Source organism: Novosphingobium sp. BL-S-33, assembly GCF_056857025.1.
The window spans coordinates 1,599,039-1,625,673 of sequence record NZ_CM166474.1 but is presented as its reverse complement, the minus strand read 5'-3'; the positions used below and the strand labels follow the sequence as shown (position 1 = coordinate 1,625,673).

At 63.9% G+C, this 26,635-nt stretch carries 27 protein-coding genes and 1 tRNA gene; 14 read left to right on the top strand and 14 right to left on the bottom strand.

Annotation, left to right across the window (positions count from 1 at the left end; all coding sequences use genetic code 11):
• Positions 1–194: 194 nt before the first annotated feature.
• Positions 195–1,625, bottom strand: coding sequence for a protoglobin domain-containing protein (locus AC1VVM_RS07740; RefSeq protein WP_482903439.1), 1,431 nt, complete (start codon positions 1,623–1,625; stop codon positions 195–197).
• Between the two features lie 321 nt (positions 1,626–1,946).
• On the opposite strand from AC1VVM_RS07740, the gene AC1VVM_RS07735 reads away from it, so the two are divergent.
• The 4 genes from AC1VVM_RS07735 to AC1VVM_RS07720 all read left to right on the top strand — a co-directional run bounded on the left by AC1VVM_RS07735 (position 1,947) and on the right by AC1VVM_RS07720 (position 3,444).
• Complete coding sequence (locus AC1VVM_RS07735; RefSeq protein ID WP_482903438.1) at positions 1,947–2,471, top strand: hypothetical protein; 525 nt, start codon at positions 1,947–1,949, stop codon at positions 2,469–2,471.
• A gap of 97 nt (positions 2,472–2,568) precedes the next feature.
• Positions 2,569–2,700, top strand: coding sequence for a hypothetical protein (locus AC1VVM_RS07730; protein ID WP_482903437.1), 132 nt, complete (start codon positions 2,569–2,571; stop codon positions 2,698–2,700).
• A gap of 291 nt (positions 2,701–2,991) precedes the next feature.
• Positions 2,992–3,258 carry a translation initiation factor IF-1 gene (gene infA, locus AC1VVM_RS07725; protein WP_132389124.1) on the top strand — a complete coding sequence of 89 codons (267 nt, stop codon included), beginning with the start codon at positions 2,992–2,994 and terminating at the stop codon, positions 3,256–3,258.
• 33 nt (positions 3,259–3,291) lie between these two features.
• Positions 3,292–3,444, top strand: coding sequence for a hypothetical protein (locus AC1VVM_RS07720; RefSeq protein ID WP_165912212.1), 153 nt, complete (start codon positions 3,292–3,294; stop codon positions 3,442–3,444).
• Positions 3,445–3,558: 114 nt separating this feature from the next.
• On the opposite strand, the gene AC1VVM_RS07715 is transcribed toward AC1VVM_RS07720, so the two are convergent.
• Positions 3,559–3,795: a hypothetical protein gene (locus AC1VVM_RS07715; protein ID WP_243652631.1), complete on the bottom strand. Its 237-nt coding sequence runs from the start codon at positions 3,793–3,795 to the stop codon at positions 3,559–3,561.
• 75 nt (positions 3,796–3,870) lie between these two features.
• A complete protein-coding gene (locus AC1VVM_RS07710) occupies positions 3,871–4,077 on the bottom strand; it encodes a cold-shock protein (RefSeq protein WP_132389122.1) in 207 nt (68 codons plus the stop codon).
• 559 nt (positions 4,078–4,636) lie between these two features.
• On the opposite strand from AC1VVM_RS07710, the gene AC1VVM_RS07705 reads away from it, so the two are divergent.
• From AC1VVM_RS07705 to AC1VVM_RS07685, 5 genes are all read left to right on the top strand, one after another.
• Positions 4,637–7,129, top strand: a complete 2,493-nt coding sequence (locus tag AC1VVM_RS07705) for a hypothetical protein (RefSeq protein WP_482956274.1) — start codon at positions 4,637–4,639, stop codon at positions 7,127–7,129.
• Positions 7,130–7,137: 8 nt separating this feature from the next.
• Positions 7,138–8,955 (top strand): GMC family oxidoreductase, encoded by a 1,818-nt coding sequence (locus AC1VVM_RS07700; protein WP_482956273.1) that lies wholly within the window; start codon positions 7,138–7,140, stop codon positions 8,953–8,955.
• The gene (locus AC1VVM_RS07695; RefSeq protein ID WP_482956272.1) at positions 8,952–10,133 is read left to right on the top strand and encodes a catalase family protein; all 1,182 of its coding nucleotides are present in this window, start codon (positions 8,952–8,954) and stop codon (positions 10,131–10,133) included. The genes AC1VVM_RS07700 and AC1VVM_RS07695 overlap by 4 nt, the downstream gene beginning before the upstream one ends.
• A gap of 208 nt (positions 10,134–10,341) precedes the next feature.
• Positions 10,342–10,548, top strand: coding sequence for a cold-shock protein (locus tag AC1VVM_RS07690; RefSeq protein WP_132389120.1), 207 nt, complete (start codon positions 10,342–10,344; stop codon positions 10,546–10,548).
• Between the two features lie 80 nt (positions 10,549–10,628).
• Positions 10,629–10,838, top strand: coding sequence for a hypothetical protein (locus AC1VVM_RS07685; RefSeq protein ID WP_132389118.1), 210 nt, complete (start codon positions 10,629–10,631; stop codon positions 10,836–10,838).
• A gap of 74 nt (positions 10,839–10,912) precedes the next feature.
• Here the strand turns inward: AC1VVM_RS07685 and AC1VVM_RS07680 are convergent, their stop codons facing one another.
• From AC1VVM_RS07680 to AC1VVM_RS07670, 3 genes are read right to left on the bottom strand one after another with little or no spacing between them, the layout of a single operon-like run.
• Positions 10,913–12,316, bottom strand: coding sequence for a Dyp-type peroxidase (locus AC1VVM_RS07680; RefSeq protein WP_482956271.1), 1,404 nt, complete (start codon positions 12,314–12,316; stop codon positions 10,913–10,915).
• The gene (locus AC1VVM_RS07675) at positions 12,313–13,599 is read right to left on the bottom strand and encodes a hypothetical protein (protein WP_482956270.1); all 1,287 of its coding nucleotides are present in this window, start codon (positions 13,597–13,599) and stop codon (positions 12,313–12,315) included. Before AC1VVM_RS07675 ends, AC1VVM_RS07680 begins: the two co-directional genes overlap by 4 nt.
• Before the next feature lie 10 nt (positions 13,600–13,609).
• Positions 13,610–14,047: a hypothetical protein gene (locus tag AC1VVM_RS07670; protein ID WP_482903431.1), complete on the bottom strand. Its 438-nt coding sequence runs from the start codon at positions 14,045–14,047 to the stop codon at positions 13,610–13,612.
• 225 nt (positions 14,048–14,272) lie between these two features.
• Here AC1VVM_RS07670 and AC1VVM_RS07665 point away from each other — a divergent pair, with 225 nt between their 5' ends.
• Complete coding sequence (locus tag AC1VVM_RS07665; RefSeq protein WP_482956269.1) at positions 14,273–14,893, top strand: SOS response-associated peptidase family protein; 621 nt, start codon at positions 14,273–14,275, stop codon at positions 14,891–14,893.
• Between the two features lie 51 nt (positions 14,894–14,944).
• On the opposite strand, the gene AC1VVM_RS07660 is transcribed toward AC1VVM_RS07665, so the two are convergent.
• Together AC1VVM_RS07660 and AC1VVM_RS07655 are read right to left on the bottom strand one after the other, a co-directional pair.
• Positions 14,945–15,640: a glutathione S-transferase gene (locus AC1VVM_RS07660; RefSeq protein ID WP_482956268.1), complete on the bottom strand. Its 696-nt coding sequence runs from the start codon at positions 15,638–15,640 to the stop codon at positions 14,945–14,947.
• A 265-nt stretch (positions 15,641–15,905) separates the two neighbouring features.
• Positions 15,906–15,995 (bottom strand) — tRNA-Ser (locus tag AC1VVM_RS07655).
• A 155-nt stretch (positions 15,996–16,150) separates the two neighbouring features.
• On the opposite strand from AC1VVM_RS07655, the gene hspQ reads away from it, so the two are divergent.
• A complete protein-coding gene (gene hspQ / locus AC1VVM_RS07650) occupies positions 16,151–16,531 on the top strand; it encodes a heat shock protein HspQ (protein ID WP_132389112.1) in 381 nt (126 codons plus the stop codon).
• Positions 16,532–16,610: 79 nt separating this feature from the next.
• Here the strand turns inward: hspQ and AC1VVM_RS07645 are convergent, their stop codons facing one another.
• Entirely contained in the window at positions 16,611–17,489 is an 879-nt protein-coding gene (locus AC1VVM_RS07645; RefSeq protein WP_132389111.1) for an ABC transporter permease, read from the bottom strand.
• Positions 17,490–17,587: 98 nt separating this feature from the next.
• On the opposite strand from AC1VVM_RS07645, the gene AC1VVM_RS07640 reads away from it, so the two are divergent.
• The 3 genes from AC1VVM_RS07640 (at position 17,588) to AC1VVM_RS07630 (ending at position 20,594) form a co-directional block, all read left to right on the top strand.
• The gene (locus AC1VVM_RS07640) at positions 17,588–18,295 is read left to right on the top strand and encodes a GcrA family cell cycle regulator (RefSeq protein WP_482956267.1); all 708 of its coding nucleotides are present in this window, start codon (positions 17,588–17,590) and stop codon (positions 18,293–18,295) included.
• 25 nt (positions 18,296–18,320) lie between these two features.
• Positions 18,321–19,010: a peptidylprolyl isomerase gene (locus tag AC1VVM_RS07635; protein WP_482956266.1), complete on the top strand. Its 690-nt coding sequence runs from the start codon at positions 18,321–18,323 to the stop codon at positions 19,008–19,010.
• A 405-nt stretch (positions 19,011–19,415) separates the two neighbouring features.
• A complete protein-coding gene (locus AC1VVM_RS07630) occupies positions 19,416–20,594 on the top strand; it encodes a sensor domain-containing diguanylate cyclase (RefSeq protein ID WP_482956265.1) in 1,179 nt (392 codons plus the stop codon).
• Positions 20,595–20,999: 405 nt separating this feature from the next.
• On the opposite strand, the gene pnp is transcribed toward AC1VVM_RS07630, so the two are convergent.
• The 5 genes from pnp to AC1VVM_RS07605 all read right to left on the bottom strand — a co-directional run bounded on the left by pnp (position 21,000) and on the right by AC1VVM_RS07605 (position 26,587).
• Positions 21,000–23,306 (bottom strand): polyribonucleotide nucleotidyltransferase, encoded by a 2,307-nt coding sequence (gene pnp / locus AC1VVM_RS07625; protein ID WP_482956264.1) that lies wholly within the window; start codon positions 23,304–23,306, stop codon positions 21,000–21,002.
• A 169-nt stretch (positions 23,307–23,475) separates the two neighbouring features.
• Positions 23,476–23,745 carry a 30S ribosomal protein S15 gene (gene rpsO, locus AC1VVM_RS07620; protein ID WP_132265086.1) on the bottom strand — a complete coding sequence of 90 codons (270 nt, stop codon included), beginning with the start codon at positions 23,743–23,745 and terminating at the stop codon, positions 23,476–23,478.
• A gap of 6 nt (positions 23,746–23,751) precedes the next feature.
• A complete protein-coding gene (gene truB, locus AC1VVM_RS07615; protein WP_482956263.1) occupies positions 23,752–24,708 on the bottom strand; it encodes a tRNA pseudouridine(55) synthase TruB in 957 nt (318 codons plus the stop codon).
• 58 nt (positions 24,709–24,766) lie between these two features.
• On the bottom strand, positions 24,767–25,453 hold the full coding sequence (locus AC1VVM_RS07610; RefSeq protein ID WP_482956262.1) for a site-2 protease family protein: 687 nt from the start codon (positions 25,451–25,453) through the stop codon (positions 24,767–24,769).
• 48 nt (positions 25,454–25,501) lie between these two features.
• Positions 25,502–26,587 carry a tyrosine-protein phosphatase gene (locus AC1VVM_RS07605; RefSeq protein WP_482956261.1) on the bottom strand — a complete coding sequence of 362 codons (1,086 nt, stop codon included), beginning with the start codon at positions 26,585–26,587 and terminating at the stop codon, positions 25,502–25,504.
• Positions 26,588–26,635: the final 48 nt, after the last annotated feature.

Below are 26,635 nucleotides of genomic sequence, written 5' to 3'. Positions count from 1 at the left end.
GGTTTGGGCCAATCGACACCCCACCCTGCCAAAAAACACCCACGTCGTTCCCGCGAAGGCGGGAACCCCGCTTTTCTTCAGGCGTGGCGAAAAGGAAGCGGGGCCCCCGCCTTCGCGGGGGCGACGGAGTGTTTGACTGGTCGGCCTGCGGATGATCGAGAGGCCGGCCCGTAATCCTAGCCTGAAGCGAATCCTCAGGCCGCGCGAAGGCCCGGCTTGCGTCCTTCCTCGATCTGAAACAGCCCCGCCTGCACGGCCAGCGCAGTGGCATCGGACGAGAGCGACCGGGTCGCCGCCGAAGTCTGCTCCACCATCGCCGCGTTCTGCTGGGTCGAACGATCCATCATACCAACAGTCGCGTTGATCTCGCTGATGGCGATAGCCTGCGCATCGTTATCGCGCGCCATGGAGGCGACCAGCTTGTGCACCCGGTCCACCTCGCCAGCGATCCGTTCCAACTCCTGATCGACGCGGGTGACGGCCGAAGCCGCTTCCTCGATCTCGTTGCGGGTGGCCGAAAGCCCGTCGCGGGCGCGGCGTGCCTCTTCCTCGGACCGCATGGCCAGCGAACTGACGAGATCGGCCACGACCGCGAAACCGCGCCCTGCCTCACCCGCGCGGCCGGCTTCCACCGCCGCGTTCATCGCCAGAACCCGCGTTTGGAAGGCGATCTTGTCGAGGCCCTCGATCACGCCGTCGATCCCGCGCGCGCTCTCCAGCACGGTGCGCATGGCCTGCACGGCATCCACTGCCACGCCACGCCCCTGCCCAACGGCGTTGAGTGCTTCGCCCGCGATCTCCAGCGTTTCCTGCGCGCCGCCGGCGGTGACCTTCACGCGGTCCTCCACCTGCTGCAGCGTCGCCGCCGCCTGTTCCAGACTGGCGGCATTGCTCTCGGTGCGGCGGGCCAGATCTTCCGAAGCGCGTGCAATCTCGCCCGCGCCGCCCTGGATGGCGCTGGAGGTCTCCACCACCGAGCCGATGGTACCGCGCAAGTTGGCAAGGCTTTTGTTGTAGGACTGGGTGAGCGAGAGATAGGTCCGCGGCAGATCGTCGATGTCATGCACCAGATCGCCATCGGCCAGACGCGACATCGCCCGGTCCAGCGCCGTGATCGCCTGCGTGCGCTCTGCCTCTGCCTCGCGGAAATAGATCGAGATGGACAAGTCCATGTCCAGCATCGCCGCCTTCACCAGTGCGCGATTGACCTTGCCGGCATCGCTGCAGGGGCGGAACAGGCGGCGCCACGGGCTGGCGGTGCGCTCCACGGCGGCCATGATCTCCTCAAGGATCATCGCATAGCCGCCGATGTACCAGCGCGGCTCCAGCCCGATGGTCGCATGGACTTTGCCGATCCGTGAAACGGCGTCGTAGTAATCCTGATCGAACTTGCCGGTGGCGATGCGCATCCAGTGGCCCACCTGCGCGGACTTGGCGGAATCGATATGGCTGTCACCCCGGAACATGCGCACCATTTCAGGCGTCGCGCGGACACGGGCGTAGAAACGGTCGAGAGCGGGGCCGATACACTTGCGCAGGAGCGGCTGGGCAGATGCGAGCACACGCCGCTGCGCAGCATTGAACTCAAGGAACGTGAGCCGTTCCTCGATGGTCTTGATGGTCAACTTCGTCTCCTATGCCGCCGGCTACGCCGAGCGATGATGAAAGCCCCCCACACGGAGGCTATGATAGGAGAAAAGAAAGACAATCCGGGCTCTCCGCCTAGGAATTTTGGCCGCTCACGCGCCCCCGCCGCTCGCAATTCGGCCATGGCAGAACCGGGATCGCTGTGTTAGGCGAAGCCTTCACGCGCAAGGCGCTCCTCTGTTCTGACTGTTTCGGAGAAGGGCAAACGTCGGAAAGGACAAGGCGTCATCGATCGATCGCCAACTGATCTCGCTATCCCGACCGGGCCTCTTGCGGCCGTTGCCACCGCACATCGTACATTGTCGTCGGGCTGCGCCTTCTGGGCGAGCCACGCCGCGCCGTTCTCGCCACCCACCGCGAAGGGCGTGACCGCGCTCATCCGCATGAACGGGAATCGGCTGAAGGAACTGGACCGCTTCCTGTTCAACCTGCTCGACGCCATTCTGCTCGCGAGCGGCCAGCGTATCCGCGAATATGGCGAAAATCCGCCTGCCGATGCGGCCATTCGCAAACTTTCGGCGGTGCAGTCGCTGCTGGGCATGGACTTTCATGCCCTGACCCGGCTGCGCGCGTTGATGCGGATCGCATCGGCGCTGGGCCGCCAGCCCGGCGAAGAGGCCGCTCGCCAGCTTCGCGCCGACATCCGCATCGCCTCAGGCCAAAAGGATATCGGGAAGGCCATCGATCCCAGACTTTTTTCGGAATCGGCAATCCTCGGGATATGCGAATTCTACCAGACGCTTGGCGACAATCTGGTTGCCGCTCTCCCCGCCCCGGGCGCGATTCGGGCGCATTCCGCGCCTCGGAAATCGAGATTCGCCTAGGCACTCCCTCTACCCGGTGTTAGCCTCCGAAAATCGGGCGCGGAGTTCTCTCGGTCCGATCAGGGAACGCATCGTTCCCGCGAACGAGGAGAATGCCGTGGGAGCCGATCTCCTTACCCTTGAGGCCGTAATCACCGGCACGACGATTCTGGCCACATCCGTCGGCTGGCAAGCCTTCGCGGTCCAGCGGAGATCCTTCCGCCGGGCTGATACGAAGAAGAAATACTGACGTCCTCAGGAATGCAGCCACCCAAGGGTCCCTCAGTCACCGATAGGCAAAACTGACTCGGCGATTATTGATTTTGTTCCGCGAGCACCTATCTGGATAGGGGCCATGGCCGTTTCTTTGACTTGAAATTGGCCGCGTCATTCCCTATCTGGCGGGTGCTGCGTCGCTCAATGACGCGATTTTGCGCCTGAATGGCTGCGACCTCGCTTTCCTCTTCGGCTTCCTGGCATTCACTCCTGGCTTTGCATCCGTGCACTGGCAGGGCAAAACGCATATCCGAGGACCGTTAGATTGGCGAAAGAAGAATTGCTGACGATGGAAGGCTTCATTGAGGAAGTGCTTCCCGATGGACGTTTCGCCGTCCTGCTCGACAACGGGCACCGCATCATCGCCTATACGGCGGGCAAGATGCGCAAGTTCCGTATCCGCACGGTTGTCGGTGACCGCGTCCACGTCGAAATGACACCTTATGACCTGAGCAAGGGCCGCATCGTATTCCGCGAACGCACCCCCGGCCAGGCTGGACCCGGCGCACGACGCAGCGGTTTCAGACGATAAAAAAGCGGCCGAGGGCCGCGAATTTAGGACTACATGATCAATAAAATTACCGACGCCTTCAAGCGTCCCTACGATAAATCTTCCCGCGGCAGCCTGCCGTCGCCTTTCGGTCAAGCACTGGATGCGACGCGCGCCGCACTCTCCCCCGAAGAACTTCGCGTTCTTGTCGCCGCAATGGTGGACTGAACCGGTGCTGCCCACGCCACGGTGTGGGTGACGCATCCGGAGGGAGAGACATTCCGCCGCAGGATGAAGGCAAGGCCCCCATCCTGCGGCGACAGGTATCGCGGATCCGATCCGCTACTGCAATTTCCCGGAACGATCGCCTTCGGCCCCGTCATCCTTGACGGAGGCCTCGACGCGTTCCCGCTCCTTCATTTCGCGCGCTTGCTCGGTCTTGAGGATGCGTTCCGACATGGCTTGCCATGCGGAAGCGGACCTCAGTTCGCGATCCCGCACGTTGGTCAAAGTTGCCTGAGCAGCCGCCTGGTTAGCCAGGCGAGCCATCTCGTCGCAATAACTCCGGCTCATGCTCATGTCGAAATTCCTGACAATCGGCAGCGGCGTTCGATCGGCTGGCAGGGCTGGCGGGGCCGCCCTGCGCAGTCACGATCAAACCGAGCGGAGATTGACTGCCGAAGCCTTGCCGTTGCGGGCAACTTCGATCTCATACGAGACGCGCTGGTCACGCTCGAGCGTCTGCATGCCGGAATTCTGAACGGCCGAAATGTGCACGAAGCTGTCCTGGCCGCCGTCTTCAGGCGAGATGAAACCAAAACCCTTATCGACGTTGAAGAATTTAACGGTTCCGACTGGCATTTTGCGTCTCCTTTCAAGAAACGATTATTGTGCGCACGAATATCGTGCGACTTTTAGGCGTCAAATCATCGAATGAAAGGAAATCGTCGCAAGAGGAAATTGAGCCGAGAAAACCTCCGCTCAAAATGCCAATATTGCCGAGACCCGTCGCAAATTCGACGTCAGCATTTCCGAAATAGCACATGTGGATCGAAACCACCAGTCGCAGTTCCGGCGCTCACCCCGGGAATTGGGCGCAAAGCCGCCAGATAGCGGGCCAAGTCAGGCCGTTTCGACGGCAGCAAACGCCCGGCCACACGGCAGCGTCCCCATACCCTTGGAGCCGCGACCAAACAGTTGAATCGGCTACGGATATCCAAAGGACAAGAAACAAGCGACTATTGATGCTTGTAAACATCATCCGAACCCCAGCCAAAAACGCTTGACCTCCGCTTCAAATCGGGTCCTCTTGATTTCCGATATCTTTCAGCGCCGCATTCCATTCGGTGCTTGGGGTCGCCGGTAAATACCACAGGTAAATCCGCACCATGGGACATGGGCGGCGCTATCGGGGGGAAGCATGGTGACCTGCAAGAAAGTGACCTGCTACAAATTCGCTGGCCAGAAAACCGTCCTGCGCTTGTCGGTCGCGGTGTCGCTCACTGCCCTGGCCGCCTGTCATGCCGGCCCGAAGGACGAAGCGCAGCAAGCCGGCGTGCGGGACGACGTTCTCGTCCAGGCGGACGAGGACTATTTCAAGGCCATGGACGATGGCGCCCCGCTCACCCTCGATGAGGTGAAGGGACGCAACATGTGGCTCGTCTGGAGCGGCGGCAACGACCGCTTCTGGGACGGCATGAGCAAGCCCACGCTGGGCGGCTTCGACTTGCTGAAGATCGTCGCGCCGCCGCCCGGCAGTCCCAATGCCCGCCCTACGCGCTGGAAAGTGCTCGGCCTCGTCAACGAACCGTGCTTCTCGCCCGCGACAGCGCCTGACCAGTACGGCCTCTGGCGCGACCGTCGCGATCCCGCCTGCCCGCCCGACCCCTTTGCCAATGCGCAGAAGTACCCGGGCGTGAAGATCGGCGCGCGCGGCTCCAATGTCCCGGTCGGCTCCTATTTCGGGGAGCCCTCCGGCATTCTCGGCCTGCGGCTCTTTCCCAATCCCGCTTTCGACGAGAAGGCCAAGGCGCACTGGGACGCCAAGCGCTATTACACCGATCCGCGTTACTACAACGATCCGAACCTCGTCCGCCCCTATCGCGTGGGCATGAGCTGCGGGTTTTGCCATGTCGGCCCCAGCCCCACGCACCCGCCCGCGGACCCCGCCAACCCCACCTTCGCGAACCTCAACTCCACCGTAGGCGCACAGTACATGTGGGTGGACCGGCTGTTCATGTGGAACCCGGACCCATCGAACTTCATGTACCAGCTGGTCTCGACCTACCGGCCCGGCGCGATGGATACGTCGCTGGTCTCCACCGACAACATCAACAATCCGCGTACCATGAATGCCGTCTACCTGCTGGGCGACCGGCTCGACGTCGCGCGGCGCATCGGGCGCGAGAAACTCGCCGGAGGCAGCAAGAACAACGTCCAGTTCAACGACATCTTCGATTCCGGCCCGCTGACCCGCTTTTTCGAGAAGCCCGACACTGTGTGGACGCCGCATGTGCTCAAGGACGGGGCCGATGCGGTGGGCGCGCTGGGGGCGCTGAACCGGGTCTACCTCAATATCGGCCTGTTCAGCGAGGAATGGCTGAGACATTTCAACCCGGTCGTCGGCGGCAAGATCATCTCTCCGATCGAGATCAAGGTGGCCCGTCGCAACTCGGCTTACTGGCGCGCAACCGAGAAGGGCACGCCGCTGACCGCGCTGTTCTTCCTCAAGGCCGCGCGCCCCGATCCGCTGGCCAATGCGCCCGGCGGCGCGGGCTACCTGAAGGCCAGCCCGCAAGTGCTCCAGCGCGGCGCCACGGTTTTTGCCAATACGTGCGCGCGCTGCCATTCGAGCAAGCAGCCCGAGGCGCCCGCCAATGCCACGCTGGTCGATGCGATCGGGGCCGACTATGTCACTCGCTTCAAGGCGTGGTGGCACTGGACCCAGACCGAGGACTTCAAGGGCAAGATGCGCGCCATCGTCGCCCAGCCCGATTTCCGCCAGAACAACTACTTCAGCACCGACGCCCGCATCCCGGTGACGCTGCTGCGCACCAACTTGTGCAGCCCGCTCGCCACCAATGCCCTGCGCGGCAATATCTGGGACAATTTCTCCTCGGAATCCTACAAGATCCTGCCTTCGGTGGGCACGGTTTCCTATCAGGATCCGTTCACCGGCGAAGTCCGGCAATATCGCATGCCGGGCGGCGGGCGCGGCTATACGCGGGTGCCGTCGCTGGTCTCGATCTGGTCGACCGCGCCGTTCCTGCTCAACAACACTGTGGGCAAGTTCAACGGCGATCCCTCGGTCGCCGGGCGCATGGCCGCGTTCGACGACGCCATCGGCAAGATGCTCTGGCCTGAGCGGCGCGAACACGATGCGATAGTCCCGGGCGCCTGGGGCATGATCGACCGCACCACGGCGCGCAGCTACCTCTACGTTCCCGCCTCCTTCCTGCCCAAGGCGCCCGGCCCGCTGGACGAAGAGGCGCAAAAAGCCTTGCGCTCGCTGGAAGATGCCAACGGCAATATCGACCTTGGCCCGATCCCCGCCGGCATGCCGGTCAACCTGCTCGCCTCGCTCCAGCCGCTGGCCGAAAGCCGCGATCCCGGCGCCATCGCGAAGCATTACGGCGAGCTTGTGATCCTGCTCGCGCGGCTCAAGCAGAGCCTGCTGACGGTGCCGAAGGGAGCCGACGACGCGGCCCTGCGCGCGCACTTCGCCGCTCTGCGCGGACCACTTCTGGCATTGAACAAATGCCCGGACTTCATGGTCAATCGCGGCCACTATTTCGGCACCGCTCTGTTCAACCAGCAACAGCATGCCACCGGAGATGAGCGCGCATTCGGCACCGAACCGGTGCTCTCCGACGAGGACAAGCGCGCGCTGATCGAATTCCTCAAGACGATTTGAGCTGAACGATGTCCGCCCCCGCCCATGACTATATCGTGGTGGGATCGGGCGCTGCCGGAGGCACCGTGGCCGCACGGCTCGTGGAAGCAGGCATGCGGGTGCTCGTGATCGAGGCCGGCCCCGATCCCTGCGCGCCATCGGAGGAAAATGCCGAAGGGCGGGCAAAGGCGGACTATGAGATCCCGGCCTTCCATCCCTTCGCGTCCGAAAACCCCGATTTCGCGTGGGACCACCGGGTCAGGCACTTCGCGGATGAGAGCGCGGCGAAGGCCGATCCCAAGGCGGATGGCGACGGGCTGATCGCCTATCCCCGTGCCGGTTCGTTGGGCGGCTGCACCGCGCACAACGCCATGATCTTCCTGCCCCCGCCGGACAGCGACTGGGACCGACTGGCGGCGCAGACCCACGATACCGGGTGGTCCGCCAGTGCCATGCGCGCGCATCGCAAGGCGGTCGAGAACTGCCGCCACCGGCCGCTCTGGCGCGCGCTTTCCCATCTTGGCATCGATCCCACCGGCCATGGCTGGCACGGCTGGCTGCCGGTCGAAAAGGCCGTGCCATCCAGGGCGCTGCGCGATGCAGTGCTGATCCGCTCGCTCCTGTTGGCCACATTGGCGGACCTTGCCAGCGAACACGGATGGCTCGGCAAGATCGGCGTCTTCCTGCGCGACTGGGGCGATCCCAACGACAGCCGGCGTCAGGACCGCGAGCAGGTCTGCTACACCCCGCTCGCCACGCGCGGCCATGTCCGCAGCGGCGCGCGCGAGCGGCTGGAGGCTGTGCGGCGCCGCCATCCGGGCCGGCTCGACATCATGACCGACTGCCTTGCCACGCGCGTACTGTTCGACGGGACCGGGCGTGCCTGCGGCGTCGAATGGCTGCGCGGCCGGCATCTCTACCGCGCCTCTCCCCGTCCGGGCATGGCGCTGGCCGAGGGCGAGAGCCTTGCCGATAGCGAAGTGATCCTGGCCGGGGGTGCCTTCGCTACGCCGCAGCTGCTGATGCTCTCCGGCATCGGCGAGAGCGCGCAGCTTGCCGCCCACCGGATCGCGACGCGCGTGAACTTGCCCGAAGTCGGCTGCAATTTGCAGGATCGCTACGAGATCAGCCTGGTCCATCGCATGACCCGGCCCTGGGGCTCGCTGGAAGGCGCCGCTTTCGCGCCAGGCGACCCGCTCTATCGCGAATGGCAGGAGAAAAGGCGCGGCATGTACATCTCGAACGGCGCGGCACTGGCCGCCCTGCGCCGTTCGAGCACGGCGCGAGACAGGGCGCCGGACTTGTTCCTGATGGGGCTGATGGCCCGCTTCAAAGGCTATTATCCCGGTTATTCCGCCGATCTCTGGCCGGGACTCGATGGCTTCAGCTGGACCGTGCTGAAAGGCCAGACCGGCAATCGCGCGGGCACCGTGCGGCTTGCCTCGTCCGATCCGCGCGACGCGCCGCAGATTAATTTCGCGCATTTCGAGGAAAACGGCGATGCCGACCTCACCGGCCTTGTCGAAGGCGTGGAGATGGCCCGCGCGCTCGCCCGCCCGCTCGTGGCGCGCGGCGTCATTGCCGAGGAGGAACTGCCCGGCGCCACAGTGACGGGCGAGGCCCTGCGCGACTGGGTGCGCACCAATGCCTGGGGGCACCATGCCTGCGGCACCGCCGCCATCGGCCCGGTGCTCGACAGTTCCGGGCGCGTGCACGGCGTCCGCGCGCTGCGTGTCGTCGATGCCGCGATCTTTCCGCGCATTCCCGGCCTGTTCATTGCCGCGCCGATCTATCTCGCAGCCGAAAAGCTCGCCGCCGACATCCTTGCCCAGCGCAGGGAGGCGTGACCTTGCTGCTTTTCCTCCATCGCCTGCTGGAACGGGGCCTTCATTTCGAGCGCCGCTTCGATCCCTTCTTTCGCCCGCTGTTCGACCGGCCGCTACGCATGCCGCTGACGCGGCTTGTCAACGGGACCATCAATCTCACCCGCAGCCGCGACGTGCCGCCGATTGCCGGGGAACACGTCGACCCCGACGAGGATCTCAGCCTCGACACGATCATTGCCGAGATGCAGCACCACCTCGACCTCGACTTCAAGCCGGGGCATTACGAACGCGCAGGCAATACCAAGACCCACGGGCTGGTGCGCGGCACTTTCACCGTCCTGCCCGGCCTTCCCGAGCATGTGCGGCGCGGCGTCTTCGCCAGCGAGCGCAGCTTTCCCGCTTGGATCCGCTTCTCCAACCCCGGCCCCCACGTGGAGCCCGACATCGACGATGTTGGCTTCGGCAGCATGAGCGTGAAGCTGATGGACGTGCCCGGCCCCAAGCTGATGGACGACGAACGCTTCACGCAGGATTTCACCTCGGTCACCGTCATCACGTTCCCCACGCCGGATACGCGCGCGAACGCGCATCTTCAGTATTGGAGTCGGCGCGAGATGGGGATCTGGTACTTCCTCAACCTGAAGCAGCCGCATTTGCGCGACTTCATCATGCAGGCGCTGTGGAACCGCACACTCGCCAATCCGCTGGCCAACGAGTACTTCTCCTGCACGCCCTATCTGCTGGGAGAGGGGCAGGCGATGCAGTACAGTTTCCACCCCCTCACCCGCGTTTCCACGCATATTCCCCGGCTGCCCCTGCGCCCCGGCGACGACTATCTGCGTGACAATCTTGCCGCCTCGCTGCGGGAGGGCGAGGCCCAGTTCGAGATGCGACTGCGCTTGCAGAAGGACCCGTTTCTCCAGCCCGTGGAGCAAGCCGGAGTGCTGTGGGATCCGGCGCGCACGCCCTATATTCCGGTCGCCCGGATCACCATTCCGCCGCAGGAATTCCGCGCGCCCGGACAGTTCGCTTTCGCCCGGCAACTCACCTGGAATCCTTGGCACTGCGTTCCCGAACACCGCCCGCTGGGTAACCAGAACCGGGCGCGAAAACGGCTCTACTACGAGATGTCGCGCTATCGGCAGGGCAAGAACGGCGAGGTCCATCTGGAGCCGACCGGGGCCGAGCGTTTCGAGTAGCGCGGGTACCGGCAACACGAAACATCCCCGGCCCGCATGTCTGAAATTGCATTTTCCGCAAATGCAGCCTATGGCTGTCCGTGCTGACGTCGCGTGCGACGGACTATCGGGCAGCCTTTGGCTTCCCCCTTTGTCCCTTACGAGCCTCATGAAGCCGGAATGCGCCGCGACGGCGCATGCGCGCCGCGTCGGCCAAAGGATATTCCATATGACTACCGGAACCGTAAAATTCTTCAATGCCGACAAGGGCTATGGCTTCATCGCGCCCGAAACCGGCGGCAATGATGCCTTCGTGCACATCTCTGCCGTGGAGCGTGCAGGCATGGGCACGCTGACCAAGGATCAGCGCGTTTCCTACGATCTGGAAACCGACAACCGCGGCAAGACCTCGGCTGTCAATCTTCAGCCGGCCTGAAGGGCGTTCGTGCGGGTGGCTCAGGCCATCCGCACCGCTTTTCCTGGCCTTAGAGGCCTACCGTTGAACGGGAATTGAACATGTCCGATCCGAGCTCACGCCCTTTCCTTATCAATAAGGACGCGGACGGAAACTTTCGCCTGACCGTAAGAACCACACGGTACAATTCGCAAGGTTATCCGCTCGTCACGTCTTCCCTTCAGGAAGAGTTCTTCAAGACAGCCAATGCCGCCCGCGCTTTTGCAGTGGCAAACTTCAACGCCAAGCCCGGCGAATACACAACGAAGTAAGGGTTTGGACGCGGTGTGTCGGTATGCGAAAGGCGCGTACCAGCACGCTTGCGACGTCGGCTTCGAATTGCCGCTTAATCCCTGAGGATCCGCGCGAGGCCGCCGATCCCCGGCAGAAAGAAATAGGCGCCGCCCACCACTGTCACGAACCGCGGCAGTCCCGAGGCAAGGCGCGGATTACCCGCCGTATCGTGGTGCGCGAAGGCATCGGTCGGCAGCCCTCCGTTTACCGGACAGCGATTGCCGAGCAGCGGATCCTGCCCCCCCGAGAGACCCGCGAAATAGGGGCTGGCGATCCAGCTTCCCTGCACGAACTCGAACTGACGGGCGAGACTGGCGTTCAGCGCGATGAAGTGCAGCCCGCATTCCTCTTCCGAGACGCGCCCGGCCATGGCGGCCTGCGGATCCGGCGCCGGACCGTAAGGACGCCCCCGCCGCAGCACCCGGTGAAACCGCGCCGATGCGACGGCATCGTGGATGGCGCTGCCCTTGAGGCCCAGCGAAGAAATCAGATCGCCGAAAAAGCCCCGCCGCCCGCGCGGATCGTCGCCGCTGCGCGGGTTGGCCCGGCGGATATGCGCGCCGATCGGACAGGCTATGCCGTCCGGATCTCCGCCGAAGGTGAAGCCGTTTCGGTCCACGGCACCGAGCGCCGGCAGCGGATCGCCATCGATCCGCCGTCCGACCATCCGCTCCGCCAGCGCCACGGCTTCGCCCTCGCCCGCCGCCCGCGCAGCCCAGCCCCAGAAACCGGCGACATCCTGCACAAGCTGGCGATAGACGAGATAGGTCCCGTTCAGGCCGATGCCGTCCTCGACCGGATAATCGGCGATGAACCCATACTCGTTGCCGTGGCCGAGCAGGAATTCGCCCCGCGCTATGCGCGCTCGATAGAGCCGGTCCTTCGCTCCCCCCGGCGCGAGCGCTCCCTCCCAGTCGATCTCCGGCTGCGAAATGCCGTCTACAAAGCCGAACGGCTCACGCTCGACATGCGTGCTCGCCGCGTTGGCAAGCATGAGCGAACAGGCATTCGCGAGCATGCCCGCGAGCATCTCGGCCATGAAGCCCGCGATGTCATCTGCTTCGGCCAGCAGGATCAGCAGGACATGCGGTTCTCTCTCGCCGCTGCCCCAGCGCCACTGCGACGGCGCGCTGTCCCCGATGTCTCCCAACCGGCGCGACCGCGCGGGATCGCCCGCCAAACCGTCAAGAAATTCGGGCGCAAAGCCGGGTATGGCGTCCACCGGCAGCCCAAGTGCCCGAAGCCCTGCCGCCGTGAAAGCGATCTGGCACACCCGCGGCAGACGTCGCGCCCGCGCATCGGCCAGCGTGGTGACGGCAAGGCCGCGCAGCCATGCCCGCGCCGCGCCTGCCTCCTCCACTCGCAGCAGCAGATAGCGCGATCCGTCGAGCGAGCCGAACCCGCGATCAACCAGAGCTTGCACATCTCCGGGCGCGAAGGCGGATTGGCCGCTCATATCTCGGCGATCCAACGGCGCAACGCATCCCCCTTGGGCACTGCCTCGAACCCCGCGCGGATACGGGCATTGCGCGCCATGTCGTAGTTCGAAAGGCCGGGAAACGCCTTGTACCAGACCTGTGTCGGGATCTGGTGGTGGAACAGATATCGTTTGAAATCCTGCTCGTGCCGCGCCCCGCCGACAATCAGCCAATCGGTGCGCGGATAGCCAAGCCCGTTCGAAAACGAGAGGTTGAGCCCGAAGGCCACCTTGTTGATGAAATCGTCGTTATAGGCCTCGCGGCTGCCGTCGTAATTGCTGGCGAAATAGACGCGGCGGCGGTCGTCGAGGAACGTCCAACTGGCGAAATGGATCGTGTTCACCCGCGCCAACCGTCCCTTGCAGTACAGATGACGCGCGCCCCAGTTGATTACCCAGAGGACGGCAATGGTCAGCCAGCGCCGAAACAGGCCGGGCTTGAGCGAGCCGATTGCGCTGTACTGGTTGGTCACGTCGTGATCCTCCAGCGCCGAAAGCATGCGGTTGCGCGCGCGGTCCGGTACCGGGACGAGGACCGGGTCGGTCTTCTCGCGATGGCGGAGCACGAGGATGAAGGGGATCAGGCCCAACACGATGAACGGCAGCAGAATCAGTCCGATCACGGGCAGCAGCAGGAGATGAGCAAGATGGCGCAGTTTCTGGCCGAACGTCGCGCCTTCCAAAGGCGTCAGCGACACCCGCCTCCCCGCCTCTGCCATGATCGGCCAAAGATCCTCGGGGCAGCCGGTGCCATGGGCGAGCCTTACGCTCCGCAGCACGCGGTGTAATTCGGCCTCTTCCGCGATCTGCCGCGTGCTCCGGCCGGGCCAGTTGATATAGTTCGCCGCCGTCGGCAGGCGATGGCCCAGCATCCACGAGGCAAGGTCTGTGTCCTCCTCGAAATCGATGCAGAAGGCAAAGATGCGCCGCAGCCCTGCCCCGGCCACCGCCACCAGCGCTTCGATAAAGGCCACATCCGAACCGTCGAAATCCGCAATAAAAGCCAGTCGCTCCGGCTCGTTCACCGGCAGGCTCTCTGCCAACGCGATCCGGTCAGGCAGCGAGGGATCGTCCAGCACCACGAAGCGTGCGACGTGGATCTGCTCCAGACGGCTGAAGGGAACGAGCGCGTTGTCGGGATCGGCTTGCCCGGGAAGCGCCGTCATCGTCGCCAGCAGAGCCTCCAGTTCCTCCCGCGCACCATGGCGGACCGGCGCGGCAATAAAGACGTGTCCTTGAGAGATCAGGCGTTTCCGGACCACCGGGCCGCGCTCAGCCGCCGAATTCCAGTGCGAAGTCGATCAGGCGCTTCTTGTCCCAGTAGACTTTGCCGAGATAGACTCCCGGTTCGATCATCCTGATCTCGTCGCGAATATGCGAAGCAAGCAGCGAGGTTTCCGAATAGTCCAGCACTATGCATTCCTTGCCATCGAGCCAGCTTGGATCCTTGTAGACTTTCGCGACGATCGCCTTCAGCCCGAATGGCAGGATCGTATTGCGCAGAAAGCCGCGCTCGGCATCGAAGTCCTTCCCCTGCCAGGCGAAGATATTGATGACTTTGGCGATTTCGTCGGAAACCGCTGTGCCGGGAACGATGATCGCGGTGCCCTTGGCCTCTCCATTAGGGATCGGCCCCGCCTCATGGGCCGAAAACAGCGCATCAAGTTCGTCCTGCGACATCTTGAGCCAATTCGAAACCGTCTGTCCCATCGCCGTCCTCCCAAGTCGATCGTGCGTACGAAAAGGAAAAGCAGAGCTTGAGCTTCTTCGGAAAACTTTACGTCACCTACCATAAACACTTGGACTCCGTAGAATCGCACATGAGTTTTCCGACGCTGACGCGAATGTATCATATGGGGAACAAACTACCATGCGGGCGCACATTGACTCCTGCCGGCGCACTCCCATCTTTCAGAAATGAGCAACATTTACCGCATGACCAAGCCAGTCGACGCGGTCACTGGCCTATTCCACGCCCCCGCAGGGGATTTGCCGCGCTTTGCAGCAGAGGTGCATCCGGGCAACCTCGGCCTTGTTGTCGCAGACGGAACGGTTCACGCCATGCGCTGGGGCTTTCCGGTTGCGCCCAAGAACATGATCGCGGCGCTGCCCTTAAGGCCCAACCCGGTCACCAGCGTCCGTGACGGCGAGTTGGAAACCGGCATGTGGGCGGACAGCTTCCACCATCGTCGCTGCCTGATCCCCATGACAGCCTGGGCCGAGCCGGAAGGTGCCGAAGGCGCCATGACGCGCACGTGGTATTCGCCGCTGGAGGAATCGCTCTTCGCCGTTGCCGGAATCTGGCGCCCCACCGTCGAATGGGGCCATGCCTTTTCCGTGGTGATGGTCGGCGGTCCTGACGCCCACGACGGCGAACAAAATCACATGCCGGTGATCCTCGCTCCGGAAGATTGGGAACAATGGACGCATGGCACCCCTGACGACGCCATCGAGCTTTGCCGGGTATACGGCGACGCGCTGATCGTCGACCGCACGGACGAACCATGGTTCAAGCTCACGGACCTCACGGGATCGACTGCGGCGCCTTTTTCCTGAGGTACGCCAAAGCACCTAGCCGCCGCCAAGTGTGCATTGCTTCGTTCGTCACTAAACGACTTTGCGCAAGGATTTCTCGATTTCCCCGCCGCAATAGGCATCGCCATAAGCATGCCTGGAATCCTGCGCGAGGCGGGCCAATTGCGGCAATTCGCGGGTCCTGCGCATCAAGCCCGCGACGCGAGGCGCGACCTCCTCCAGCAAGGACGCAATTGAGTCGAAGCGCTCGGCCATCGTCGACCACAGGACCGAGGTGACAATGTCGGCGACCCCAAACGCTTCCGTTCCGAGCAATGTGCCCGCCCGTGCTTCGAGCCCATGCGCTCGTCCCGTGGCTTCCCAGATTTCCATCCACCGCGTCAGGCGCGGAACGAATTCGTGCCACTTACGCACCGTCCACATCTCGCGCCCGCCATCGAGAGTGATTTCATCGAGCACATCGTTGGCATCGTTGACGACCTTCAGCGAAGATGCGCGGTCTTCCGGAGTGGACGGCAAAAGTTCCAGTCGTTCTCCGAGATAGAAGGCAATCGCGGGCATTTCCGCAATGGCAAAGCCGCTCGTATTGTCGATCAGGAGCGGCGGCCCCATGAACGGCGCCGGCTGATCGGCCGGCGCACGGCTCATGAGTTGGGCGATCTCGCCGCTGTCATGCTCAGTCCAACTCTTCCCCGCGAAAGCGAGAATGCCCCGGATGAACTGCCCGCGAAACGGGACCGGCCAATAGTAGAGTTCGAAGTCGGACATCACACGGCCTCCTCAGCGCGGGCACCGAGTTCAAAGCGCCGGACGAGCCGTCGTTCCCTGAAAAGGCTTCAGACTGACCTGCCAGGTTACCAATGGCGAGAAGGCGCCGGCCCCATAGTCCCTCGTTCACGCCGCACCATCGCGGCATCGATTCGATGCAAGGATTGCGTGCGATCCAGCTCCGATCGAAGCGGCATTAAACCATGAATTTTCGGTGGGTTTCGTCAATCCCAGTGCCGTACTGGGGCCCCGACGGAGGGGCTCTTGGCGGAGAGGGTGGGATTCGAACCCACGGTACGGTTTCCCGTACACTGCATTTCGAGTGCAGCGCATTCGACCACTCTGCCACCTCTCCGCTAGAGATGCGATAGCGATGGAAGGTCTCCATCGGGTCGGGAAGCGCGCCACTAGCCGGTGTTATCGGACTTGCCAAGCCCTCTTTTTACGAATTGTGGGGAACAATCCACAGGCAAGCTTGCCCGCCCTCTCCCGGAAACCTATATTCGGCCCATGAACAGGGCTTCGTTCTTTTCACCCCAGGCCGGCCGCGTCATCGACGCGCCCCGCCAGACCAGGGCCCGCTTCGCCATCGGCGATGTTGTCCGTCATCGTAATCACGACTTCCGCGGCGTCGTTTTCGACATCGACCCGGTCTTCGCCAACAGTGAGGAATGGTACGAATCGATCCCGGTCGATGTCCGCCCCAAGCGTGACCAGCCTTATTACCACCTCCTCGCCGAGAACGAGGATTCAAGCTATGTCGCCTATGTCAGCCAGCAGAACTTGATGGATGATGCAGAGGGCGGTCCGGTGGATCATCCTTCCGTCCCCCAGTTGTTCGACGCTTTCAACAACGGGCACTACCGGCTGCGGCGCGGCCTCGCGCACTGATCCGGCTGGTCAGGATACAAGAACGCCGGCGTGACAGGGTCACGCCGGCGTTCTTGTTTGTATCAAAGTGTGGAGCCGCTCAGCCCTTCAGCTTCCAGCCCGAGCGCAGCACCCAATAGACCACCAGCGCGAAGGCGGCATTGAGCACGCCCAACCCGATCGCGCTGTGCAGCACGGCAAGGTTGGAATTGCCGATGTCGCTCTGCCCCAGGAAGCCGAAGCGGAAGCCCGAGATCACATAGAAGAACGGGTTGAAGCGGCTCACCGTCTGGAACGCCGGCGCAAGGTTGTCGATAACATAGAACGTGCCCGACAGCAGCGAAAGCGGCGCGATCACGAAGTTGGTGACGGCGGCGTTGTGATCGAACTTCTCGGCCCAGATCGACGAGAGCAGGCCCAGCAGCGCCAGGAACACCGAACCGTTCAGTCCGAACCAGACGACCGCCCAGGGATGATGGAGCGTAAGGTCCACGCCCGGCCAGAGCAGCATGGCGCCGCCCAGCGCCAGTCCGACGAGCACCGCGCGCGTCACTGCCGCGCCGATCATCGCCAGCATCAGTTCGCCCTCGCTCAGCGGCGGCATCAGATAGTCGATGATGGTGCCCTGGATCTTGCCCGCCAGGAACGAGAAGCTGGAATTGGCGAAAGCGTTCTGCATCATCCCCATGACGATGAGGCCCGGCGCCACGAACGTCGCGAAGTTGACTCCCAGTACCTCGCGCCCGCCGCGACCCAGCGCGACGGTAAAGATCACCAGAAACAGCATCGTCGTGATCGCCGGTGCCCAGATCGTCTGGGTCTGGACCTTGAAGAAGCGCTTCACCTCCTTCATATAAAGGGTCTTGAGCCCCAACCAGTTTACCTGGTGTATCAGGGGCTCTCCCTTTGCCGGGAAGTGGCGGGGCTGCACAATCCCCTCGGGGGTCTGCAGAGCGGTCGAATTCGTTTGATCGGCCATGCCCCCGCGAGTATCGGCTGCGGCTTTCCAAGGCAAGCCGTGCGACGGAATTTCGGGGCGATTCTCCTGTATCGCTCCCCTGTAGAGATGGAAATGGAATGAGCTGGACGGACGAGCGGATCGAGAAGCTGACCAAGATGTGGGAGGGCGGTGCCACTGCCAGCCAGATCGCGGACGAGCTTGGCGGCGTCAGCCGCAACGCGGTGATCGGCAAGGCCCACCGCCTCGGCCTCAAGGCACGCCCTTCCCCGGTCAAGGCCAATGAGAAGCCTGCGCGCCCGGCGCCCGCCCCCAAGAAGGCGAAGCCCGCGGCCGAAGCGCAACCTGCCGCGCCCGAGCCCAAGGCGGAGCCCGTGGTTGCACGCGCTGCGCCGCAGGCCCCGGCAGCACCCGCACCGCGCGCAGCCGAACCGGTTGCGCCGCAGGCTGCCGCCCCGGCGGCCGACGATGCCGTCGTGAAGCCGAGCGGCCCGCGCGTCGTTTCGGTCGGCCCCGGCGGCTTCCTGCGCCAGGGCCCCGGCGATCAGCAGCAGCCGATCCCGCCAGCCCCGCCGCGCCGCCTTGTGCCCGCAAAGCCGAGCGCCGAGATTTCGGGCAAGACCAGCCTGCTCGATCTCAACGATCGCGTTTGCCGCTGGCCGATGGGTCACCCGGGCGAGCCGGACTTCCACTTCTGCGGCGCGGCCGTGAACCCCGGCTTCCCCTACTGCGTCGAGCATTGCGGCCGGGCCTATCAGGCACAGCTGCCGCGCGGCGCGCGCCGTCCCCCTCCGCCGCTGCCCTTCGGCGGCCCGCGGGTTCGCTGATCCCATGTCAACGCCAGAGTCGATGATGGCACGATGGAGCCGGCGCCTTGCCGTGCCCGTCCTTGCCGGCGCGGCTCTGGCACTGATGGCGGCACCGGCGATGGCGCAGCAGGCGCCCGCCGCTGCTGCGACCACCCCGGCTCCGGCCGCGACTCCGGTGGAATATGCCTACGTGGCCATGGTCACGAGCGAGGGCACGATCGTACTCGCGCTCGACAAGACGCATGCGCCGCTCACCACGGCGAACTTCCTCAAGTACGTCGACGGCAAGAAGTTCGACGGAACGACATTCTACCGCTCGATGCATCTCGACTGGGGCGATACCCCGGCCGGGCTGGTTCAGGGCGGCTTGCAGGGCATCAAGGTCCTGCCCCCGGTCGCGCATGAGCCGACCAGCCAGACGGGCCTGCATCACACTTCGGGCACGATCTCGATGGCGCGCTATGCGCCGGGCACCGCCACGGCTGATTTCACGATCATGGTCGGCGATGTCGTCACGCTCGACGCCAATCCCTCGTCGGACAATCCCGAGTTCAAGGCCGGATTCGCGGCCTTCGGCCATGTCGCTTCGGGCATGGACGTGGTCCACAAGATCTGGGACGCGCCGCGCTCGGCCACCAAGGGCGAAGGCGTGATGCGTGGGCAGATGCTGGATCCGCCGGTGAAGATCGTCAGCGCACGCCGGGTCCCGGCCCCGCCGACACCGGCTCAATAAGCATCCTGTAAAACCCTCCGCGGAGGCGCGCGCCTTGTTGGCAAGGCTGCCCCGCCCCCTCCAGATCTCGCGCCCAAAAGGCGCTGGATGCCGGGCGCCGCTGCGCGTTCATCGCCAGCCCGGATGACCATTCGGGCCGCGACACCTGCCCCCTCGCAATGCACCCAATGGTTAACAACAGAATTCGCAAAACTCCTGCCGAATGCCCGTTGTTATGTTTTTGTAATCGCAAATCGAGGACTTGCAGGGTTACCGTTTATTAGAGATTCCTACCTAGGCTCTTTTTAAATCGAATCTGGGTGCGAAGCGGTGCAGCAGGAAAGTATACTGTCGCCAAACGAAACGGTCACTTCTGTCCGTCGGTTTGCGGTGCATGCGATTCAGGCGACCTGCACCATCTGCGCCTTGGCCGCCCTGTTCGTCGACGGGCCGCTCGGCCACTCGCTCGCCACTGTGGCCGCTGCCTGCGCGCTCTTCACGCTCTTCGTCGGCGTCGTGTTCGGACGCCGCGCGGTTGCCGAACTGGACGACCATCTTCGCCTCATCGACGAGGCTCGCGACGCCCGCAATCAGGTCGAAGAGCTTTTCGCCATGACCGACATGCTTCAGGCGGCCGAGGATCATGACGATGCCGGCGCGGTGCTGATGGCAACTGCCGTGCGGCTGCTCCCCGGCTTCGGCGGCGCGCTCTATGTCTTCAACAACTCGCGCGACCGGCTGGATCTGGCCAAGTCATGGGGCCTTTCGGACAGGTTCGAACCGGCTGCGGCCCTGGTGCCCAGCAATTGCTGGGCGCTCAAGCGCGGCAAACCCCATATCAACGACCCCGCCGGCGGCACGCTGTGCTGCATGCACCAGATCGGCACCGGAGCGACCGTGGAAGTGCCAATGATGGCGCGCGGGCAAGTTTTCGGGTTGTTGCTGCTCGCCAGCGATGCGCCGGATGCGCTGGAGCGGTTCAACGACATCCGCCGCGTGGCGCGGGCGCTGGCCGATTCGATGTCGCTCGCGCTGTCCAATATCGCGCTGCGCGAAAAGCTGCGCACCCAATCGCTGCGCGACCCGCTGACGGGCCTCTACAACCGCCGCTACATGGAAGATGCGCTCGAACGCTATGTCAGCCTTGGCGAGCGGACCGGCACCGCCACTTCGGTGCTGATGATCGATCTCGACAACTTCAAGCGCGTCAACGACGAGTTCGGCCATGCCAAGGGCGACGCGGTGCTGCGTGACGTGGCGGCACAGCTTGTCGGCGCGCTGCGGCCCTCGGACGTGGTGGCCCGCTACGGCGGCGAGGAACTCGTGGTGATCATGCCCAAGTGCACGCTCGAGGACGCCGCCGACAAGGCCGAGATCCTGCGCAAGCGCATCGAGAGCCTCTCCGAAGCGCACGGCGCCGCGATCAGCGCCTCATTCGGCGTCGCCACCGTCCCCGAAACCGCGACCAATGCCTCCGACGTGGTGCCCTGCGCGGACAGCGCGCTCTACGTAGCCAAGCAGAGCGGGAAGAACCGCGTCAACCTCTCCGAGCGCCGCGCCAAGCGCGACGATGCTCCGGCACCGCGCCTCGCCGTTACGAACTGACCGATTTCGGCAGCGCGGGCAGGAATAACACCTCTCCTTACCTGCTCGCTACTAATATCCGACTTACGCGTCCAAAGCCGCGCGAAGTTTAGGTCTCACAGGCAACACCACACCATCTCGTCGCCCCCGCGGAGGCGGGGGCCCCGCTGCCTTCTCTCCGCGTCCGCAAAAGAAAGCGGGGTCCCCGCCTTCGCGGGGACGACGGGGCTTTGATTGCCGCGATAGAATTGGCCTCATCGGTAGAATTGGCCCCACTGGTAGAATTGGCTGTGCTGGCGAGAATCCGCGAGCGCCGTTCGCTTCGCGCAAAGAAAAAGGGGCCGCATTGCTGCGGCCCCTTCGTCATTTCAGCTCATGCGAGCCCTGAAGGATCAATCTTCCTTCAGGGCACTGATCGCTTGGCGATCAGTCTTCCTTCAGGAACGCCGGCATGTGGTCGGGATCGCCGCCGCCGTCGCGAGGACCGCGGGGACCGCGATCGCCGCGGGGACCACGATCGTTGCCGCCACGGCCACCGTCACGGCGCGGACCACGACGGTCACCGCCGCGATCGTCGCGGGGACCACGATCGCCGCGCGGTTCGCGCGGTTCGCGGGCTGGACGGGTGTCTTCCAGCTCGGCGCCGGTTTCCTGGTCGACGACGCGCATCGACAGGCGAACCTTGCCGCGCGGATCGATCTCGAGGACCTTGACCTTAACTTCCTGGCCTTCCTTGACGACATCGGTCGGCTTTTCGACGCGCTCGTTCTTCATTTCGGAGACGTGGACGAGACCGTCCTTGCCGCCCATGAAGTTCACGAAGGCACCGAAGTCGACGATGTTGACGACCTTGCCGTTGTAGATCTTGCCGACTTCCGCTTCCTCGACGATGCCGAGGATCCACTTCTTGGCGGCTTCGATCTGGGCGATGTCGGAAGACGAGATCTTGATCATGCCTTCGTCGTCGATGTCGACCTTGGCGCCGGTTTCGGCCACGATCTCGCGGATCACCTTGCCGCCGGTGCCGATGACGTCACGGATCTTCGACTTGTCGATCTGGATCGTCTCGATACGCGGTGCGTGGGCCGACAGTTCGGTGCGAGCCGAGCCGAGAGCCTTGTTCATCTCACCCAGGATGTGCGCGCGGCCGGCCTTCGCCTGCTCCAGCGCCTTGCCCATGATTTCCTTGGTGATGCCGGCGATCTTGATGTCCATCTGCATCGTGGTGATGCCGAGTTCGGTGCCAGCCACCTTGAAGTCCATGTCGCCGAGGTGATCCTCGTCGCCCAGGATGTCCGAGAGGACTGCGAACTCGTCGCCTTCCAGGATCAGGCCCATGGCGATGCCCGAAACCGGGCGGGCCAGCGGCACGCCGGCGTCCATCATCGAAAGGCAGCCGCCGCAGATCGTCGCCATCGAGGACGAGCCGTTGGACTCGGTGATGTCCGACAGGATGCGGATGGTGTAGGGGAAGTCTTCCTTAGCGGGCAGCACCGGGTGCAGCGCGCGCCATGCCAACTTGCCGTGGCCGATCTCGCGACGGCCCGGGGCGCCGAAACGACCCACTTCGCCGACCGAGTAGGGCGGGAAGTTGTAGTGCAGCATGAACGACGAGTACGACAGGCCTTCCAGGCCATCGATCATCTGCTCGGCGTCCTTGGTGCCCAGCGTGGTGGTGCAGATCGCCTGCGTTTCACCGCGGGTGAACAGCGCCGAACCGTGGGTGCGCGGCAGGAAACCGACCATCGATTCGATGGGGCGAACCTGATCGAGCTTGCGGCCGTCGATGCGCTTGCCGTCCTTGAGGATGGCGCCGCGAACGATTTCCGCTTCCAGCTTCTTCATGGTCTTGATGGCGACCATCTGCAGCTGCGGCGTTTCGCCGGCGAAAGCTTCCTTGGCCTTGGCGCGAGCGGCGTTCAGCGCGTTCGAGCGGGCCGACTTGTCGGTCAGCTTGTAGGCAGCGGTAACGTCCTTGCCGACGGCCTTCTTGAGCTTCGCCTTAACGTCGGCCGTGTTGTCCGACAGGTCGATTTCCCAAGGTTCCTTGGCAGCCTTTTCGGCCAGGTCGATCACGAGGTTCACGACCTTGCGGCATTCGTCATGCGCGAACATGACGGCGCCGAGCATCTCTTCCTCGGTCAGCTCCTTGGCTTCCGATTCCACCATCATCACGGCATCGCCGGTGGCGGCGACGACGAGATCGAGGCGGCCATCGGCCAGCGCGGCGGTCTGCTTCGGGTTCAGCGTGTATTCGCCATCGACGAAGCCGACGCGGCAAGCGCCGATCGGGCCCATGAAGGGCACGCCCGAGATGGTCAGCGCGGCCGAAGCGGCGATCATCGCAACGATGTCGGCCTCGGTCTCGCCATCAAAGCTCAGAACCTGGGCGATGACGTTGATTTCGTTGTAGAAACCTTCGGGGAACAGCGGACGGACCGGACGGTCGATCAGGCGGCTGGTCAGCGTTTCCTTTTCGGTGGCGCCGCGTTCACGCTTGAAGAAGCCACCCGGGATGCGTCCTGCGGACGAAAACTTTTCCTGGTAGTGCACGGTCAGCGGGAAGAAGTCCTGGCCTTCCTTCACCGACTTGGCGGCGGTAACCGCGCAGAGCACAACCGTTTCGCCATAGGTGGCAAGGACGGCGCCGTCGGCCTGACGGGCCACGCGGCCGGTTTCCAGAGTGAGCGTCTTGCCGCCCCACTCCATGCTTACGGTTTTGACGTCGAACATAAGAGGTTTTCCTCAGCCCACCGGCCCTATTGCGCGGCGGGGTTTACTGCCGGGTATGCCGTCCCGGTCCGGTGTGAGGCCGCTTTGGGGCCCCCGGGTCTGCCGCCGAATTGCGGACGGACCCCTGATGCAAGAAGCGGCCCGCTGAGGGGCCGCTTCCCATTAGTTCTTACTTACGCAGACCCAGCTTCTGGATCAGCGAGTTGTACCGCGCGACGTCCTTCTTCTTAAGGTAGTCGAGCAGCGAGCGGCGCTTGTTGACCATGGCCAGCAGACCGCGACGCGAGTGGTTGTCCTTGTGGTGAGCCTTGAAGTGCTCGGTCAGGTTGCGGATGCGCTCGGTGAGGATCGCGACCTGAACTTCCGGGCTGCCCGTGTCGCCAGCGACGCGTGCGTTGTCCGAAATGATGTCCTGCTTCTTTTCAGCGGTAACCGACATAGTACTTTACTCCGCGACATCTGATAGATTGAATCCCCTGACGACGCGGGCTTCTCCGCCCGAAAGCTCCATCAGCGCGACGGGAATGGTTCCCTCTCGCGCCCAGTAGAGCCCGTCTTCATGGGGCAGTTCGGTCAGAACGCGGCCCTGTCGGACCGCTCTTGCCTGCTCCGAACCGAGGTCGATGGCCGGGATGTCGTCCAGCCCCACCTCTAGTGGCAAGAGTATCTGTTCAAGCGGTGCGCCCTTGCCGATTTCGTTCAATTTGTCCAGCGAAATCGCCCGGGACAGGTCGAACGGACCGGCCTTGATGCGGCGTAACATGGTGACATGGCCCACCGTTCCGAGAGCAATCGCGATGTCGCGCGCGAGGCTGCGAATGTACGTTCCCTTGGAAACTTTTACCCGCAACGTAACGTATTGCTCACTCGCATCCCATTCGCCGACGAACCCCTCGGCGACGTACTCCCATTCGAAAATCGTCACCCTGCGGGATTTGAGCTGAACCTCTTCCCCAGCCCTCGCCAGGTCATAAGCCCGCTCGCCATCCACCTTGATCGCCGAGTACACTGGAGGGATCTGCTCAATTTCACCGGTGAAGCGCTCTTGCACGATCGATTCGACCGCGCCGAAGCCCGGCTGAAAGTCGCTCGTGGCTACTACCTCACCCTCAAGATCCAACGTATCGGTTTGTCGGCCAAACTGAATGGTGAACTCATAAATCTTGCTGGCATCGAGCATACGGCCGGCCAGCTTGGTCGCCTCGCCCAGCGCAACCGGTAACACGCCGGTCGCCAACGGATCGAGCGTGCCGCCGTGGCCGACCTTGACCTTCTTGCCATACCCCGCCTCGCGCAAGTTGCGCTTCACGGCGGCGACGGCCTGCGTCGAGCCCAGCCCGAGCGGCTTGTCGAGGATGATCCAGCCATGAGGGGCGGGGCGGGTTGCGGGAGTGGAAGTCATGCCCTCCCCCCAAGTCCCGCCGGGTCGGTTTGTCAACGTTAGTGCGGCTTTCGCGCCGTCAAATGCCGGCGACGGCGTGGGCCAGCGCATAGTAATGGTCGGTCATCCAGATCACTGGCGGCAGGACGAGGTGACGGACCAGCGCCCACTGCGGGAAGAAATAGGGCACCACGATCAAGAGCAGGATCAGCAGCGGAAATCCGTAAGGCCGCAACCGCGCATAGCTCGCCGCCAAGCGATCCGGCAGCAGCCCCTCGACGATGTGCGAACCGTCGAACGGCGGGATCGGCAGCAGGTTGAACAGCGCCAGGAACACGTTGATCATGATGAAATTGTTGAAGTTCATCGCGATGAACTGGAGCGCCGCGCTCTCGGAAGACCCGGCCACGCGCACCAGCAGTCCCAGCAACACCGCGCCGATCGCCGCCAGCACCAGATTGCTGCCCGGACCGGCTGCGGCCACCACCATCATCCCGCGCCGGGGATCGCGCAGCCGCCAGCGGTTGACCGGCACCGGCTTGGCCCAGCCGAACACAGGCGCTCCCGCCAGCGCAAGCGAGCCCGGAAGCAGCACCGTGCCGATGGGATCGACATGTCGCAGCGGATTGAGCGAAAGCCGCCGCTGTTCCAGCGCGGTGGGATCGCCAAGCGCCAGCGCGGTCCAGCCATGGGCAACCTCGTGGAAGACGATCGCAAGGATAAGGGGAACGATGAGCGCCGCGGCTTGCAGCAGGGTATTGTCCATGCCGCCGATCTAGGGTGCCGGGGTGCTCATCGCAATGGGCCCTCGGACTTACTCCAGATAGAACTTGCGAAGCTGGGCAATGTCTTCCTTGTGCAGGCCGATCCCCTGATCGAGGAAGGCATCAACCGATCCCCATTTCGCCTCGATCGCCTGGAAAGCAGCGGCGATGAACGGCACGCCGTCCGCGCCGGTCAGCGGAAACGGTTTCGCAAAGGCGGGTTCGCTCTGCATGGCCGCCCACATCGCCGCTGCCGGATGCTCCTTGACCGTCTCGGCCGAAATCGGCGGCATTTCCCAATGGGGATTGCGGGACTTCGTGGTCAGGACGTAATCGGCATAGATCTGGTCACGCGGCACGCCCAATGCAGAGAGCACCAGCGCGCTCACGATGCCGGTTCGATCCTGCCCCGCCGTGCAATTCCAGACGAGCGGCCCCTGATGATCGAGCATCGTGCGGAACACCATGCGGATCTGCGGCGTGATCATCTCCGGCATCGTGCGATAGGCCGCCATCAGGCCGGCGCCGGGATTTTCCTTCATTTTCTGAAGCTGATCGGGGCCGATGTTGATCGCGTTCATCGAATAGCCCATCGCCTGATAGCGAATGCCGTCGAGACGCGTGGGCGCGAGCACGCGCTCGTCGTTCGAGCGAAGGTCGGTGAGATTGACGATACCAAGGCCCTTGATCTCGCGCACGTCGTCGTCGGTCAGCATCGCCTGACCGCCCGACCGGTAGAGCATGCCCCAGCGGACATGCTTGCCGTCGGCACCCGGATAGCCGCCCAGATCGCGGAAGTTGGTGCCCTGCTCCAGTTGCAGAACGCGTTCGGCGACATGGACTGTCTGGCCCGTGCGCGTGTCGCGAAGCAGGTAGATCGGCCGCTCATGCTGGCCGGGATGCGCCTCGAACCGGCCGCCCGCATCCTTGGATACGAGCAGGCTGGCGGCGCTGTCCGGCGTGTCGAAGCCATTCGCAGCCAAGACGTCGACGGGATCGCCGCCGTTCCAGCGCACCGCGACCGTATCGGGCGACAGGCGCTCCACGACCGGAGCGTCGATCGTCGCGGCCAGCACCGGAGAGGCCGCCAGGCTGGTAGCAGCCGCCAGCGTCGCCAGAAGGATTGCACGTGTCATGGTCATGTTCCCCGTTTCAGAGCGTCATGGCGGGCCTGCCGCCATGAT

Coding starts and splice junctions, on each gene's coding strand:
- AC1VVM_RS07720 (WP_165912212.1), top strand. CDS start 3,292: ATGATCAATAAAATTACCGACGCCTTCAAGCGTCCCTACGATAAATCT.
- AC1VVM_RS07715 (WP_243652631.1), bottom strand. CDS start 3,795: ATGAGCATGAGCCGGAGTTATTGCGACGAGATGGCTCGCCTGGCTAAC.
- AC1VVM_RS07710 (WP_132389122.1), bottom strand. CDS start 4,077: ATGCCAGTCGGAACCGTTAAATTCTTCAACGTCGATAAGGGTTTTGGT.
- AC1VVM_RS07705 (WP_482956274.1), top strand. CDS start 4,637: ATGGTGACCTGCAAGAAAGTGACCTGCTACAAATTCGCTGGCCAGAAA.
- AC1VVM_RS07700 (WP_482956273.1), top strand. CDS start 7,138: ATGTCCGCCCCCGCCCATGACTATATCGTGGTGGGATCGGGCGCTGCC.
- AC1VVM_RS07690 (WP_132389120.1), top strand. CDS start 10,342: ATGACTACCGGAACCGTAAAATTCTTCAATGCCGACAAGGGCTATGGC.
- AC1VVM_RS07685 (WP_132389118.1), top strand. CDS start 10,629: ATGTCCGATCCGAGCTCACGCCCTTTCCTTATCAATAAGGACGCGGAC.
- AC1VVM_RS07680 (WP_482956271.1), bottom strand. CDS start 12,316: ATGAGCGGCCAATCCGCCTTCGCGCCCGGAGATGTGCAAGCTCTGGTT.
- AC1VVM_RS07670 (WP_482903431.1), bottom strand. CDS start 14,047: ATGGGACAGACGGTTTCGAATTGGCTCAAGATGTCGCAGGACGAACTT.
- AC1VVM_RS07665 (WP_482956269.1), top strand. CDS start 14,273: ATGACCAAGCCAGTCGACGCGGTCACTGGCCTATTCCACGCCCCCGCA.
- AC1VVM_RS07660 (WP_482956268.1), bottom strand. CDS start 15,640: ATGTCCGACTTCGAACTCTACTATTGGCCGGTCCCGTTTCGCGGGCAG.
- hspQ (WP_132389112.1), top strand. CDS start 16,151: ATGAACAGGGCTTCGTTCTTTTCACCCCAGGCCGGCCGCGTCATCGAC.
- AC1VVM_RS07645 (WP_132389111.1), bottom strand. CDS start 17,489: ATGGCCGATCAAACGAATTCGACCGCTCTGCAGACCCCCGAGGGGATT.
- AC1VVM_RS07640 (WP_482956267.1), top strand. CDS start 17,588: ATGAGCTGGACGGACGAGCGGATCGAGAAGCTGACCAAGATGTGGGAG.
- AC1VVM_RS07635 (WP_482956266.1), top strand. CDS start 18,321: ATGGCACGATGGAGCCGGCGCCTTGCCGTGCCCGTCCTTGCCGGCGCG.
- pnp (WP_482956264.1), bottom strand. CDS start 23,306: ATGTTCGACGTCAAAACCGTAAGCATGGAGTGGGGCGGCAAGACGCTC.
- rpsO (WP_132265086.1), bottom strand. CDS start 23,745: ATGTCGGTTACCGCTGAAAAGAAGCAGGACATCATTTCGGACAACGCA.
- truB (WP_482956263.1), bottom strand. CDS start 24,708: ATGACTTCCACTCCCGCAACCCGCCCCGCCCCTCATGGCTGGATCATC.
- AC1VVM_RS07610 (WP_482956262.1), bottom strand. CDS start 25,453: ATGGACAATACCCTGCTGCAAGCCGCGGCGCTCATCGTTCCCCTTATC.
- AC1VVM_RS07605 (WP_482956261.1), bottom strand. CDS start 26,587: ATGACACGTGCAATCCTTCTGGCGACGCTGGCGGCTGCTACCAGCCTG.